Origin of the sequence: Amycolatopsis sp. M39, from assembly GCF_001651785.1 — a bacterium.
GTDB classification, from domain to species: Bacteria; Actinomycetota; Actinomycetes; order Mycobacteriales; family Pseudonocardiaceae; genus Amycolatopsis; species Amycolatopsis rubida.
The window spans coordinates 1-13,620 of sequence record NZ_LWSF01000009.1; the positions used below are offsets into that span (position 1 = coordinate 1).

The 13,620-nt window shown below is 69.2% G+C and carries 11 protein-coding genes and 2 tRNA genes; 8 read left to right on the forward strand and 5 right to left on the reverse strand.

Features of this window, described 5'->3' with window-relative positions; genetic code table 11:
- Positions 1 to 238: 238 nt before the first annotated feature.
- A complete protein-coding gene (locus A4R44_RS21465) occupies positions 239 to 1,387 on the forward strand; it encodes a hypothetical protein (protein WP_067583561.1) in 1,149 nt (382 codons plus the stop codon).
- A 74-nt stretch (positions 1,388 to 1,461) separates the two neighbouring features.
- On the forward strand, positions 1,462 to 2,343 hold the full coding sequence (gene rfbA / locus A4R44_RS21470) for a glucose-1-phosphate thymidylyltransferase RfbA (RefSeq protein WP_067583564.1): 882 nt from the start codon (positions 1,462 to 1,464) through the stop codon (positions 2,341 to 2,343).
- Positions 2,344 to 2,897: 554 nt separating this feature from the next.
- Here the strand turns inward: rfbA and lon are convergent.
- The 4 genes from lon to A4R44_RS21490 form a co-directional block, all read right to left on the reverse strand.
- The gene (gene lon, locus A4R44_RS21475; RefSeq protein WP_067583567.1) at positions 2,898 to 5,300 is read right to left on the reverse strand and encodes an endopeptidase La; all 2,403 of its coding nucleotides are present in this window, start codon (positions 5,298 to 5,300) and stop codon (positions 2,898 to 2,900) included.
- Positions 5,301 to 5,432: 132 nt separating this feature from the next.
- Positions 5,433 to 6,260, reverse strand: coding sequence for an SAM-dependent methyltransferase (locus A4R44_RS21480; RefSeq protein ID WP_095213522.1), 828 nt, complete (start codon positions 6,258 to 6,260; stop codon positions 5,433 to 5,435).
- Positions 6,257 to 7,105 (reverse strand): SAM-dependent methyltransferase, encoded by an 849-nt coding sequence (locus tag A4R44_RS21485; RefSeq protein ID WP_067583573.1) that lies wholly within the window; start codon positions 7,103 to 7,105, stop codon positions 6,257 to 6,259. Before A4R44_RS21485 ends, A4R44_RS21480 begins: the two co-directional genes overlap by 4 nt.
- 34 nt (positions 7,106 to 7,139) lie before the next feature.
- A complete protein-coding gene (locus tag A4R44_RS21490; protein WP_067583576.1) occupies positions 7,140 to 8,081 on the reverse strand; it encodes a GNAT family N-acetyltransferase in 942 nt (313 codons plus the stop codon).
- 249 nt (positions 8,082 to 8,330) lie between these two features.
- Here A4R44_RS21490 and A4R44_RS21495 point away from each other — a divergent pair, with 249 nt between their 5' ends.
- From A4R44_RS21495 to A4R44_RS21520, 6 genes are all read left to right on the forward strand, one after another.
- On the forward strand, positions 8,331 to 10,820 hold the full coding sequence (locus A4R44_RS21495) for a bifunctional diguanylate cyclase/phosphodiesterase (RefSeq protein ID WP_067583579.1): 2,490 nt from the start codon (positions 8,331 to 8,333) through the stop codon (positions 10,818 to 10,820).
- A gap of 79 nt (positions 10,821 to 10,899) precedes the next feature.
- Positions 10,900 to 10,972 (forward strand) — tRNA-Thr (locus A4R44_RS21500).
- Between the two features lie 149 nt (positions 10,973 to 11,121).
- Positions 11,122 to 11,194: transfer RNA gene (locus A4R44_RS21505), tRNA-Met, on the forward strand.
- 49 nt (positions 11,195 to 11,243) lie between these two features.
- Positions 11,244 to 11,408: a 50S ribosomal protein L33 gene (gene rpmG / locus A4R44_RS21510; RefSeq protein ID WP_005152047.1), complete on the forward strand. Its 165-nt coding sequence runs from the start codon at positions 11,244 to 11,246 to the stop codon at positions 11,406 to 11,408.
- Between the two features lie 126 nt (positions 11,409 to 11,534).
- Complete coding sequence (locus A4R44_RS21515; RefSeq protein ID WP_067583582.1) at positions 11,535 to 11,984, forward strand: MaoC family dehydratase N-terminal domain-containing protein; 450 nt, start codon at positions 11,535 to 11,537, stop codon at positions 11,982 to 11,984.
- Positions 11,981 to 12,379: a MaoC family dehydratase gene (locus A4R44_RS21520; RefSeq protein WP_043827683.1), complete on the forward strand. Its 399-nt coding sequence runs from the start codon at positions 11,981 to 11,983 to the stop codon at positions 12,377 to 12,379. The genes A4R44_RS21515 and A4R44_RS21520 overlap by 4 nt, the downstream gene beginning before the upstream one ends.
- A 327-nt stretch (positions 12,380 to 12,706) precedes the next feature.
- Here the strand turns inward: A4R44_RS21520 and A4R44_RS21525 are convergent, their stop codons facing one another.
- On the reverse strand, positions 12,707 to 13,615 hold the full coding sequence (locus A4R44_RS21525; RefSeq protein WP_067583585.1) for an SGNH/GDSL hydrolase family protein: 909 nt from the start codon (positions 13,613 to 13,615) through the stop codon (positions 12,707 to 12,709).
- Positions 13,616 to 13,620 lie beyond the last annotated feature (5 nt).

Below are 13,620 nucleotides of genomic sequence, written 5' to 3' on the forward strand. Positions count from 1 at the left end.
ACCCTCGATCATGCCCACCGCGGCTTGACAACCACATAAGGACACCCCCTAGCTTGCCCCGACGGGGCCTTCGGATGATCTTTCGTCACGCTTCGCCCAGTCGTTACGAAACGGGCACCCCGAACAGCCCAGTGATCTCCTCGAAGGGGTGGACTCACGCGGGTGACCAGGAGAAATCGATGGTGGCGAGGCGACCACGTGGTGTAATCGCCCGTCCGGTCGTGAGAGGAGTTTCTGGATGCGCCGCTGGACTCCCGTGCTTGCTTTCCTCACCTCGCTGGCGGTCCTCGTGACCGCGATCGCGCCCGTCGCGGAAGCCGCCGGCAAGAAGCTGCTCGTACCCGGCTTCGGCTCGTACCCGCGGCTGATCCGGCTGGAGTACTCGCCGTTCGGTCGCGGGACCATCATCGCGTCGCTGACCAGCGAGGACGGCAACGGCCGGTTCGCGCCGATCCTGGAGAGCACCGACGAGGGCGCGAGCTTCCACCAGATCGGCGAGATCCGCGACCCCGACGCCAAGCTCGGCCAATGCTGCGGAACCCTCTACGAACTGCCGCGGCGGGTCGGCCGCATGCGGGCGGGCACGCTGCTGTGGGCGGCGACCTACCGGCAGGACGCGGGACCGCAGCGCCGGATGGGGATCAAGGTGTGGGCCAGCCGCGACGGCGGCCGCGACTGGCGGTATCTGTCCGAGGCCGCGCTCTCGCACAACCACGACGGCGTCTGGGAACCGGAGTTTACTGTGGACGCCGGCGGCACGCTCTGGCTGCACTACGCCGACGAGACGCAGGCGCCGAAGTACGGCCAGGTGCTCAACCGCGTCGCCTCGACCGACGGGGTCAACTGGGGCACCAAGCAGCTCACGATGGCCATCGGGCCGTCCCGGGTGCGTCCGGGCATGCCGATCATCCGCAGGCTGCCCGACGGCCGGTACTGGTTCGGCTACGAGATCTGCAACTACCGCGACCGCTACTGCGATCCGTACTACAAAATCTCCGCAGACGGCGCGAACTGGGGCGACCCGGCCGACCCCGGCGCCAGGGTGAACACCGCGAGCGGCAACTACTTCCAGCACGCACAGACCACCACCCTGTTCCCCGGCGGCCCGAACGGCGTGCGGCTGGTGATGGTCGGCCAGATCTACACGACCGCCGACGGCACCCCGGTGTCCGGAAACGGGCAGACGCTGCTGGCCAACGACAACTTCGGCACCGGGGACTGGTACGAGCTCCCCGCGCCGGTCCACATCACCGGCATCTACAACAACTACTGCCCCAACTACTCGTCCACCGTGCTGCCGGTCGAGGGCGGGAAGAACGTGCTGGAGATCGCCACCGAGTACGCGAACGGCTGCCAGGCGTTCTTCGGCAAGGGCCCGGCCTTCTGAGTTGAGGGAAGCCCCAGACGGCCTCCATGCTCACTCGGTACGGTGAACACCACCACCGCACGCGAGGAGGGGCTGTGAAGGGCATCGTGCTCGCCGGGGGCAGCGGAACACGTCTGCATCCGATCACGCAGGCCGTGTCGAAGCAGCTGCTGCCGGTCTATGACAAACCGATGATCTACTACCCGATCTCGGTGCTGATGCTGGCCGGGATCCGGGAGATCCTGATCATCTCGACGCCAGCCGACCTGCCGAACTTCCGCCGTCTGCTCGGCGACGGCAGCCAGTTCGGGCTGTCCTTCTCATTCGCGGAACAACCGAGCCCGAACGGCCTCGCCGAGGCGTTCGTGATCGGCGCGGACTTCGTCGGCGACGATTCGGTCGCGCTGGTGCTCGGCGACAACATCTTCTACGGCCAAGGCTTCTCCACGACCCTGCGCACCGCCGCGACCGACCTCGACGGCTGCGTCCTGTTCGGCTACCAGGTGAAAGACCCCGAGCGCTACGGCGTCGGCGAGGTCGACGAGAACGGCACCCTGCTGTCCATTGAGGAAAAACCCGAGAAGCCGCGGTCGAACAACGCGATCACCGGACTGTACTTCTACGACAACGAGGTCGTCGACATCTCCCGCAACCTGAAGCCCTCCGCGCGCGGCGAGCTGGAGATCACCGACGTCAACCTCTCCTACCTGCGCCGCGACCGCGCCAAACTGATCGAGCTGAGCCGCGGTTTCGCCTGGCTCGACACCGGCACGCACGATTCGCTGCTGGAAGCCGGTCAATTCGTGCAGGTACTGGAACACCGGACCGGAGTGCGGATCGCGTGCCTGGAAGAGGTCGCGCTGAAGATGGGCTTCATCAGCGCGGACGAATGCCACGCGCTGGGCACCAAGCTGGCCAAGTCGGGGTACGGCGAATACGTGATGAACGTGGCCGTGCTCGCGGGGGCGCAGAGCTGATCCTTTCCGGAAGGGATCTTGAGCTGCGACCTGGGGGTCTGGGCCGACGATCCCCCAGCCCGCTACGCCAGCCTTCGCGAGGGCTCGGGCCGGCTCGTCCTTGGCCGCGCGTTCTGTCGCGACTTGCGATCCAGCGCTCGCGCGTGTTGTCCTTGGCCTGGCTCGAAAACCCGGCTTGACGGTGTTCAATCCGCAGACCGGCGAAGTGCATCGGCCGAACGTGCTGGACCTGACCCGGTGCGACGGTTCCCGCGTGGAAAACGATCGAGGCGGCGCTGGGTCGGTTGTCGGCGAAGAGCCGGTGCGCCGTCTTGGAACGCGGCGACCACTATGTCCAAAATGGACACGGGAAGTTCGCGCTGGAGCGCCAGGACGGCGTTACCGCACGGAGGCGAAAGCCTGGCGGAGGTGGTGACGGCGTTCACCGGCTCCGCGGAGGGCGATTCGTCGTGGGTGGAAGGCTTTGAAGGGGGAAGCTCGACTTCTCTTGACGTGCTGCGAAGGGCTCCTTGGGGGAATCAGATTCCCCCAAGGAGCCCTTCACGGACCTACGATCAAGCAGCCTGCCGAATCTCCGAAGAAGCCGGCGTCAAAGCCAACTCCAGCACCTCCCGCACATTCGCCACCGCGTGCACCTCCAGCTGCGACAGCACCTCAGCCGGCACATCATCCAAATCCGGCTCGTTCCGCTGCGGGATGATCACCGTCTTCATCCCCGCCCGGTGCGCGGCCAGCAGTTTCTGCTTGACCCCGCCGATCGGCAGCACCCGCCCGGTCAGCGAAACCTCCCCGGTCATCGCCACATCGGCCCGGACCACCCGGCCCGACAGCAGCGAAGCCAGCGCGGTCGTCATCGTGATGCCCGCGGAAGGACCGTCCTTCGGCACCGCGCCCGCCGGGACGTGCACGTGGATTCCCCGCTCTCGCAGGTCTCCCACCGGCAGTTCCAGCTCCGCGCCGTGCGAGCGCAGGTACGACAGCGCGATCTGCACCGACTCCTTCATCACCTCACCCAGCTGCCCGGTCAGTTGCAGGCCCGAAGCTCCGCTCTCCGGATCGGCCAGCGACGCCTCGATGTACAGCACGTCACCGCCAGCGCCGGTGACTGCCAAACCCGTTGCCACGCCTGGCAAAGACGTCCGCTGGGTCGCCGTCGGCAGCGACGATTCCGGTACGTGCCGTGGCCGGCCGAGGTAGGTTTCCAGGTCCGCCGCCGAAATCGACAGCGGCAGCGAGACCGAACCGAGAGCCACCTTCGTGGCGATCTTCCGCAGCACCTTCGCGATCGTCCGGTTCGCGTCGCGCACCCCGGCCTCGCGGGTGTACTCCGCGGCGATCCGGCTGAACGCCTCGTCGGTCAGCACCACGTCGCCGGACGCCAGGCCGGCTCGTTCGAGTTCGCGGGGGAGCAGGTGATCCCGCGCGATGGTGACCTTCTCGTGTTCGGTGTAGCCGTCCAGCGTCACCAGTTCCATCCGGTCCAGCAGCGGGCCGGGGATGGTCTCCAGTGCGTTGGCCGTCGCGAGGAAGACCACATCGGACAGATCCAGTTCGACCTCGAGGTAGTGGTCGCGGAACGTGTGGTTCTGTTCCGGGTCCAGCACTTCGAGCAGCGCGGCCGTCGGGTCGCCGCGGTAGTCGGCTCCGACCTTGTCGATTTCGTCGAGCAGCACGACCGGGTTCATCGAGCCGGCCTCCTTGATGGCCCGCACGATCCGGCCGGGCAGCGCGCCGACGTAGGTGCGCCGGTGGCCGCGGATCTCGGCCTCGTCCCGGATGCCGCCCAGCGCGACGCGCACGAACTTGCGTCCCATCGCCTTCGCGACCGATTCGCCCAGCGACGTCTTGCCGACCCCGGGAGGGCCGGCGAGCGCGAGCACGGCACCGGAACGCCGTCCGCCGACCGGGCCGAGGCCCGATTCCGCGCGGCGCTTGCGTACGGCCAGGTACTCGATGATCCGTTCCTTGACGTCGTCCAGACCCGCGTGGTCCGCGTCGAGCACGGCCCGCGCGGCGGCGATGTCGTAGACGTCCTCCGTCCGCTCAGTCCACGGCAGCTCCAGCACCGTGTCGAGCCAGGTCCGGATCCAGCCGCCCTCGGGCGACTGCTCGGACGTCCGCTCCAGCTTGTCGACCTCGGCCAGCGCGGCCTTGCGCACCTCGTCCGGCAGGTCGGCGGCTTCCACCCGGGCGCGGTAGTCGTCGTCGGCCGCGGCGCCGTCGAGTTCGCCCAGTTCCTTGCGGATCGCTTCGAGCTGGCGGCGCAGCAGGAATTCCTTCTGCTGCTTCTCCATCCCGTCCGCGACGTCCTTGCGGATGGTCTCGGTGACCTCCAGTTCGGCCAGGTACTCCCGGCTCCACTCAAGGGCCTTCTCCAGCCGGACGCTGATGTCGAGCGCGCTCAGCAGCTCCAGCTTCTGGTCGGTGGACAGGTACGGCGCGTTGCCTGCCAGGTCGGCGATCGCGGACGGCTCCTCGACCTGCTGGACGGCGTCGATCATCTGCCAGCCGCCGCGTTGCTGCAGCACGGAGATGACCACGGCCTTGTACTCCGCGGCGAGCTGCGCGGTGCGGTCGTCGGAAGTTTCGTCCGCGGCGTCGGCGTGCACCCAGCGGGCCGCGCCGGGGCCGTCGGCGATCCGGCCGACGGAAGCGCGCGCGGTACCGCGGAGCAGCACCGCGGTCTTGCCGCCGGGAACGCGGCCGATCCGTTCGACGGTCGCGACGGTGCCCAGTTCGGCGTACTCGCCGTGCACGCGCGGGACGATCAGGACTTCGGCCTTGCTCGCCGCGCCCGAGCGGATCCCGGGGAACGACGCGGTCGCGGGGGTCTTGGCTTGGGCGGACTCCACTGCCTCCCGGGTCTCTGCGTCGCCGAGGTCGAGCGGGACCACCATGCCCGGCAGCACGACGTCGTCATCGAGCGGGAGGACGGGCAGGAGGCGGGGGTCGGACATGTGCACTCCTCGAATAGTTGAGTCGTAGGTGCTCAACTCTCTGAGGGGCGGGTTTGTTTCCCCGGGAGTGTTCGCTGGGAGAGAAGCCGGGGGGTCGTGAGTGGCAATCCCGGTTCTCACCGGCATGAACACTCACGACGGTTTCCGCGCGACCGCACCCCAGGCAAACGGCCGGACCTCCGCCGCGAACTCCGACACCGCTTCGTCCGGCCGCCAGTCCGGCAGCGCGCTCATCCCCGGCTCCAGCAGCGGCCAGCCGCCGAAGAACGGCAGGATCTCCTCGTCCGAGCGCAGGTACGCCGGGTTCGACGTGTCCCGGTACGCGTCGACGAACGCGCGGACCTCGGCCGCCCGCTCCGGCGGCGCGTCGTCCCGGCAGGTGCCGTGCGTGACGGCCAGCCACGAGCCGGGCGCGAGCTGGTCGCGGTAGGCGGCGACCAGCTCGTCCGGCCGGTCGCCGGGGCCGAGGAAGTGCAGCACGGTGATCATCAGCAGGCACACCGGCTGCGACCAGTCGATCAGCTCCTGGGTGATTTCGTCGGCGAAGATCGCCTCCGGATCGCGGATGTCGCGTTCGACGATCCCGGCCCATTCGGTCGCGTCCTCGCCTTCGAGGATCACTCGCGAATGCGCCGCCGCGACCGGTTCGTAGTCGACGTAGACGACCCTCGCCGGCAGCTGGTCACGGACGATCTCGTGCACGTTGCCCGCCGTCGGCACGCCCGACCCGAGATCGACGAACTGCCGGATCCCCGCGTCGAGCGCGGCCCGCACGACCCGGTTCATGAACGCCCGGTTCTCCCGCGACATCGGCCGGATGAGCGGCCACACCTTCTCGACGCGGCGGCCGAATTCCCGGTCCACCGCCCAGTTCTGGGTGCCGCCGAGGTACCAGTCGTAGATCCGGGCGGCGGAGGGCTTGTCGACGTCCACGCCCCGCGGTGCGTCGGGGGCGGTCACGGCTTGCGCGCCACCGCGCACCAGGCGAACGGGCGAGCCTCCGCCTCCACGGCGTTCAGCTCGCGCTCCGGCCGCCAGTCCGGCAGATGGGTGATCCCCGGCTCCAGCAGCGGCCAGCCGCCGAAGAACGGTTCGATCTCGTCGCGGTCCCGCAGCCACATCGGATTGCTCGTCTTGCGGTACTGCTCGACGAACCAGCGCAGTCCCTCCAGCGCGGGACCGCTGCCGTCGCCCTCGCTCATCTGCGAGATCGCCAGCCAGCTGCCGGACACGAGCTTGTCCCGATAGGCGCGCACAATGCCGTCCGGATCGTCGTCCGGGCCGACGAAGTGCAGCACCGCCATCAGCATCACGCACACCGGCTTGTCGAAGTCGATCAGCTCGCGGGTGCGCGGGTCGTTCAGCACGGCCCGGGGATCGCGCATGTCGGCCTGGACGATCCCGGCCCAGTCGGTGGCCGCCTCGTCCTCAAGGATCAGCGTCGCGTGCGCCACGGCCACCGGCTCGTAGTCGACGTACACCACGGTGGCCTCGTCGTCGTCGCCCAGCGCGGCCTCGACCACCTCGTGCACGTTGCCCGCGGTCGGCACGCCGGAGCCGAGGTCGAGGAACTGCCGGATGCCCGCGTCCAGCGCGGCGCGCACCACGCGGTTCATGAACTCGCGGTTCTGCTTCGCGCCAGGCCGGGCGAGCGACCACATCTTCTCGACGCGGCGGCCGAACTCCCGGTCCACCGCCCAGTTCTGCTTGCCGCCCAGGTACCAGTCGTAGACCCGCGCGGCCGAGGGTTTCTCGACATCGACGCCTTCCGGCGCTTTCGGCGCAGCGTCGGGTTTCTCGGTCACTGGGGCTCCCCTCGGATCGCCTGGCAACGCCAGACTAGCGAGAACGCACGGCGGGCCTTCGCTGCCAGCCGGTCCACAGCGGCCGGTAGCCCTGCGCGTACCAGAACGGCGTCGACCGAGGGTTCGCCACGGCGTGGTGCAGCAGCACGACATCCGCGCCCGCCTCGTCGAAGACCTGGTGCGCGTGCGCGGCCAGCGCGGTGCCGACACCGGAGGACCGAGCCGCCTCGGAAACCGCCAGCGACGACAGGTAACCCACGCGAGAAGCGGCCACCCGGTGCCGGATCCAGCCGGTCTCGTCGGGCATCTGCAGCACGACCATGCCGAGCGGCTGGCCGTACAGCTCCGCGATCCAGACCTGCGGCTCAGGCCGTTCGAGGTGGTGCAGCAGCTCCTTGGTGATCAGCTCCTCGACGCCGGGGCGGAGCGTGATCCGGCCGAACTGCGCGTCGTACCGCTGCAATTCGAGCTGCAGCGCGACCGCGGTGGAGAGGTCGTCCGGCGTCGCGTGCCGGATGCAGACGCCCGGTGTCGCGTCGGGTCCGGCGGCCATCCGCTGCGCCGGGCGGACCGCGAGCACGCCGACCGGGGCGAAGCCGTGCCGGAGGAGTTCGGTGGCTCCGGCGGTGTCGCGGCTGGGCCGGGAGAGCACCGCGGCGCACTCCGTATCCCCCACTCGGGCGAGGGACCGCAGGTGTTCATCCCATCGAGTGAGCAAGGCGTCGAGTCCGGCGGCCGGATCGGGGCCGGCCAGCTGGACCTCCAGCCGGTGCTCGACGAGTGCCCGCCACATCGACTGAGGGCTGTCCGGGCCGAGCCCGGTGCACGTCGTCAGACCGGCCGCGGTGGTGTCGCCGACCTCGGCGGAAAGCAGGACGGAATCCCCTCCGACCTCGAAGGGGAGTGGCGCGGGAAGCAGTGCGTCCACCGTGGCGATGCGCGCCGCATGGCCGGTGGCTGTCACGTCGTTGTGCATACCGCCATTGTCCGCCGACAGATGCGGAAAAGACCCCCAGAACACTCCCCGGCCCGGGGGTTCCGGGGCGAACCGGGAGTTTCACTCCTTGGTCCACGCAGGTCAGAGAAGAACGCCCATTGTTAACCCTGGGGTGATCTCCTACTGTCTCGAAAGGGACGCCGGTACGCCCTACGGGGTAAGGTGGCGCCCTCGCCCACACCTGACGTCACGGACGAGCGCGACCGGGCAGCCGGGAAGGAAGGTCGGATGCCGGACAGCAACGCCCATCCCGGTACCGCGCCGGAGGCGATGGGCTCGGGAGGAGCTGGCTCCGCACCGGCCGACGGCCGCACGGACGAAAGCCGCTTCCGCGTTTACACCTTCTTCGTGCTGGGCCTCGGCCTGCTCGCGGCCTTCGCCGTCGGCTCCTGGCTGCCGTTCCACGGCTCGGCGAAGCTCTGGTGGATCGGCCCGGTGCTCGCGGTCGCGTTCCTGCTCGCCGAACAGCTCGGCATCAACGTCGACGTCCGCAGCGGCATCTCGTGGACCATATCGTTCACCGAGATTCCGCTGGTAATCGGTTTCTTCGTCGCCCCGTTCGAAGTGGTGCTCGCCGCACATCTCGTGGCGGGAATCGGCACCCTGCTGGCGCGCAAGGTCGCCGGCCGCGTCCTCTACAACGCGGGCGCGTTCCTGCTCGAAATCACCGGCGCGTTCGCCGTCGCCGGGCTCGTGCACCTGGCCATGGGCGGCGGGCCGACCATGCCGTGGGTCGCCGCGCTCGCCGGAACGCTCACCGCGCCGCTGGTCAGCACGCTGCTCGCGCTGGCCGCGGTGCGCGTGCTGCGCCGCCGGATGCGCGTGAGCACCGCGATCCGGCTGACCGGCCGCATCCTCGTGGTCGGCTTCGTCAACGCTTCGGTCGGCCTCACCGGCTACCTCGTCATCGAGAGCACCCCGCAGGCCTGGCCGCTGGTGCTGGCGGTGTTCCTCGGCCTGACCGCGCTGTACTGGGCTTACTCCGATCTGCTTCGCGAACAGCGGGACATGGAAGCGCTGTCCGACGTCAGCCTGATGGTCGCGCGGTCCGGGCAGCAGGCGGCCGCTCGTCCGGCGAGCCGCGGCGAGGAGCTGGTGGGCGAGGTCGACGTGCGCGAATGGGCCACGATCGCCGAGCGGATCAAGGACCAGCTGGCCGCCGGACGCGTCGTGCTCCGCCTGCGGCTCGAGGCCGATGATCCGATGCGCGTCGTCGTCGCGGGCAACGAACTTCCGGCCTCGGACCCGGCCAGCGACGACCCGCTGCTGCGCCTGCCCGGTGCGCACGTGCGGCACTTCCGGATCACCGAGGCCAACCCGGACGTCCGTGCGGCGCTGCTGGAACGCAGTGCGCAGGAAGCGCTCGTGGTGCCGCTGCGCAGTGCGAACCGGCTGCTCGGAGTCGTCGAAGCGCACGACCGGCTCTCGCGCTGGCGCGGTTTCGGCAAGTACGACGTCCAGTTGCTCGGCACGATGGCCAGCCACCTCGCGACGTCGCTCGACAACCGGCGGCTGCTCGCCACGCTCCGCCACGACGCCTACCACGACCCGCTCACCGGGCACCTGAACCGGCCGGGATTCCAGCAGGTCTCGCGGGATCCGCTGCGCGAATCGGCGGAGGCCGTGGTGCTGCGGATCGACCTCGACGTCTTCTCCACGGTCAGCGACGCGCTCGGCTACTCGTGGGCGGACCGGATGGTCGTCGCCGCGGGCACCCGCATCCGCGGCGCACTCGGCCCGGACGTCCCGCTCGCCCGGCTCGAAGGCGCGTCCTTCGCCGCGCTGCTCGTGGACTGCACGATCGAAGACGCCCACCGTGCCGCCGAACGGCTGCGGGTGCAGCTGTCCGAGCCGTATCCGGTGGACCGGCTTTCGGTCGAGGCCAACGCGATGATCGGCTACGCCAGCTCCGTGGACGACGCCGGCGAGGTCGACGTCGACGGCCTGCTGCAGCGCGCCGACGTCGCCGTCCGCGCCACCCGCGGCGGCGAGGAAGTGCGCGGCTACGTACCGAGCATGGGCCAGATCTTCCTGCGCCGGTTCCAGATGGTCACGCAGTTCCGGCAGTCGCTGGAAGACGGCCACGTCTCGGTGCACTACCAGCCGAAGGTGACGCTGCCGAACCGGCAGGTGCAAGGCGTCGAGGCGCTCGTGCGCTGGGTACACCCGGAATTCGGCAGGCTCGGTCCGGACGAGTTCGTGCCCGCGATCGAGGCGGCCGGCCTGATCGGCGTGCTGACGTCGTTCGTGCTGGAGGAATCGCTGAAGCGCGTGCGCAAGTGGCTCGACGAGGGCTTGCGGATCTCCGCGGCAGTGAACCTTTCGGTGCGGAATCTGTCCGACGACGACTTCCCGGCGAAGGTCCAGCGCGAACTGGAACGCTTCGACGTGCCGCCGGAACTGCTGACGTTCGAACTGACCGAGTCCGGCGTGATGTCCGACCCGCAGAAGGCGCTGCCGATCCTGCGCGAGCTGCATTCGCTGGGCATCGTGCTGGCGGTGGACGACTTCGGCACCGGGTACTCGTCGCTGGCGTACCTGCGCCAGCTGCCGGTGGACCAGGTCAAGATCGACAAGAGCTTCGTGCTCGGCATGGGCACCGATCTNTATCTGATCTCGCGGCCGCTGCCGGAGGACCGCCTCGAGGCGTGGCTGCAGGCCCGCACGGCGCGCTCGCCGGGACGGCACTCGGAGACCGTGCTGACCCTGCTGACCTGAGGTTTTGTGGTTAACCGACCCCGGTTGCACAGCCGGGTGAACCCCCTTGCTAATCTTTCCAAGTCCTCGCGAGAGGCAGGCCCCTTTAGCTCAGTCGGCAGAGCGTCTCCATGGTAAGGAGAAGGTCTACGGTTCGATTCCGTAAAGGGGCTCGCGAGTAGGCGAGCTATGTCTGCGGAAAACGCGGACGTGGCTCGCTTCGCGGCGTCCATCTGGGGGTCGAACCCCCAGACCCCCGCCAGGGGCTAGCCCCCTGGACCCCCGGAGCGTTTCGGCCGGGTTGGGGTTGGCCGTCACGTAGGGCGGTGTAGCTCAGTTGGCAGAGCAAGCGGCTCATAATCGCTGTGTCGCCGGTTCAAGTCCGGCCACCGCTACGCGGTAACGACGGGGCTGGCCCCCGGATCTGAGAGAGAAGGAAACGCTGTGGCTGCCACCGACGTGCGACCCAAGATCACGCTGGCGTGCGAGGAGTGCAAGCACCGCAACTACATCACCAAGAAGAACCGGCGCAACAACCCGGATCGCCTGGAGATGAAGAAGTTCTGCCCGAACTGCGGTACGCACCGGACTCACAAAGAGACCCGCTGACGCAGGCGGTCTTTTACCAGCTTCGAAGAGCCGCCCCGGCACTGCGCCGGGGCGGCTTTTCGCTGTCTACTGGCCAGTTCTGGCACCCGCGCGGGTCGGCGCCGAGGTTCGGTTAGCCTTCTTCGCGTGCCTTTGGACCAGTCGTTCACCGGGCGGGAGTACCCGTCGGACAGCAAGTACTTCGTGAGCCGGGAGAAGATCCGCGAGTTCGCCGACGCGATCGACGACCCGAACCCGGTGTACCGGGACCCGGAGGCGGCCCGCGCGGCCGGCCACCCGGACGTGCTCGCGCCGCCCACCTTCCTCACCATCCTGAACCTGCCGAAGATCAACGGCATCGTGTCCGACCCCGCGCTCGGCCTCGACTACTCCCGGATGGTCCACGGCGACCAGGGCTTCCGCTACGAACGCCCGGTCCACGCAGGCGACGAGCTGGAAATCTCGGCCACGATCGAGGCGATCATGGCGAGGGCGGGCAACGACTTCATCAACCTCCGCGCGGAAATCACCGACGCGGACGGCAAACTCGTGTGCACGACGCGGGCGCAGCTCGTGGTTCGGGGGGCGGAAGCGTGAACGTCGGCGACGAACTGCCTCCGCTGGAGGTCCGCATCACCCGCGCGCAACTGGTCCGCTACGCCGGGGCCTCGCTCGATTTCAACCCGATCCACTGGAACGAGAACTTCGCGACCAAGGTCGGCCTCCCGGACGTGATCGCGCACGGCATGCTCACGATGGCCCTGTCCGGCCGCATCGTCACCGACTGGCTCGGTGACCCGGCCCGCCTCGTGGACTTCAGCACGCGCTTCACCCGCCCGGTCGTGGTGCCGGACAACGACGAGGGCGCTCTGGTCGAGGTGACCGGCAAGGTCGGCGCGCTGACGGACGAGGGGCTCGCGCGGATTGACCTGACGGTGAAGTTCGAGGGCAAGACCGTGCTGGGCAAACCGCAGGCTCTCGTCCGCCCCTGATCGCCCGGCTTCGCCCGCAGAGCCCGCTTCGCGCCCAATGTGGCGTTGGGTGCGCTCAACGCCCCTCACCCAGCGGAGCTACACGTAAAACTCCCCCCGCGGGTCTGGTGCCAGTCCGGCCAATGCCACGTTGGGTGCGTCGGGATACCCCAATGCCACATCGGGGGTTTCTCAGAAGCGTGCGGCCTCGCTGCGGAGGTGCACAGCCTGCGGGCCGAGCCGCGTGGTCCCGTTCACACCGGCGGGACCGGGGAGCTGCTGCACCAGTGTGCGGTGGTCGCGAACCCGCCGCGCAAGCAACCGGGAAAACCTCATTGGGCCGCCGCCTCAGTGCGCTCCGAGCACCGACTCCACCACGTCAGCCATCCCCGCCTCGCCCCGCGCGTTCGGGTGCAGGGCCGCGGCCGAGGACGTCGGGACCACCCCTTCGACCCATTTGACGTCCGAATTCGCGCAGACGTCGTGGCCCTTGCTCGGCTCGGCGGTGTCCGCGAATCCGGCGTCGTGCGACTTGGCCTGGTCGGACAGGGCGTCGTTGAGCTTGCCGAGGGCGTCCCGCAGGTACGCCACGTCGCCGGAGCCCAGCGGCAGCACCGGCCAGCAGCCGTCGCCGTCCGGGAGGACCGTGGGGTAGCCGACGACCACCACTCGCGCTTTCGGGGCCTTCTGGTGGATCTGGTCGAGCGCGGTGCCGACCTTCTTCGCGGTCCCGCTGATCCGGTCGGCCAGTTCGTCCTTGCCGCCCGCGGTGAGCCGGTCCTTGCACGGCGAGGCGCTCTGGTGGGCGGTCACGCAGGTCTGGGCCAGTGAGATGAATCCCACATCGTTGCCGCCGATGCCCAGGGTGACGAGCGTCGTGTTCGCGGTGACCGAGTCGAACTGCGGCGGGTTCGAGCCGTTGCGGGTCGACTGCGCGCCGGTCAAGTCCTCGGTCGTCGCGCCGCTGCAGCTGACGTCCACGAACTTCGCCGGCTTCAGCTTCGCCGACACCAGATGCGGATAGTTGTTGTCCGACCGCGCGCATCCGGTCGGCGAGCCCGCCTGCTTCCCGGTGCGCGGCGCCGACGTGTAGGAGTCGCCGAGCGCGACGTACCGGCCGCTGCCGCCGCCGGTGTCCGCGCCGGACGGCGGTGCGGACGACGAGTCGTGCTTCGACTTGTAGTAGCCGACGGCCAGCAGCGCCCCCACGACGACGAGGACGAGCAACCCGCATCCACCGCTTTTGTTTGCCCCCACCCGAC

Bases quoted from the DNA above. Each gene is read 5' to 3' on its own strand.
- A4R44_RS21465 (WP_067583561.1), top strand. From the start codon at position 239: ATGCGCCGCTGGACTCCCGTGCTTGCTTTCCTCACCTCGCTGGCGGTC.
- lon (WP_067583567.1), bottom strand. From the start codon at position 5,300: ATGTCCGACCCCCGCCTCCTGCCCGTCCTCCCGCTCGATGACGACGTC.
- A4R44_RS21490 (WP_067583576.1), bottom strand. From the start codon at position 8,081: ATGCACAACGACGTGACAGCCACCGGCCATGCGGCGCGCATCGCCACG.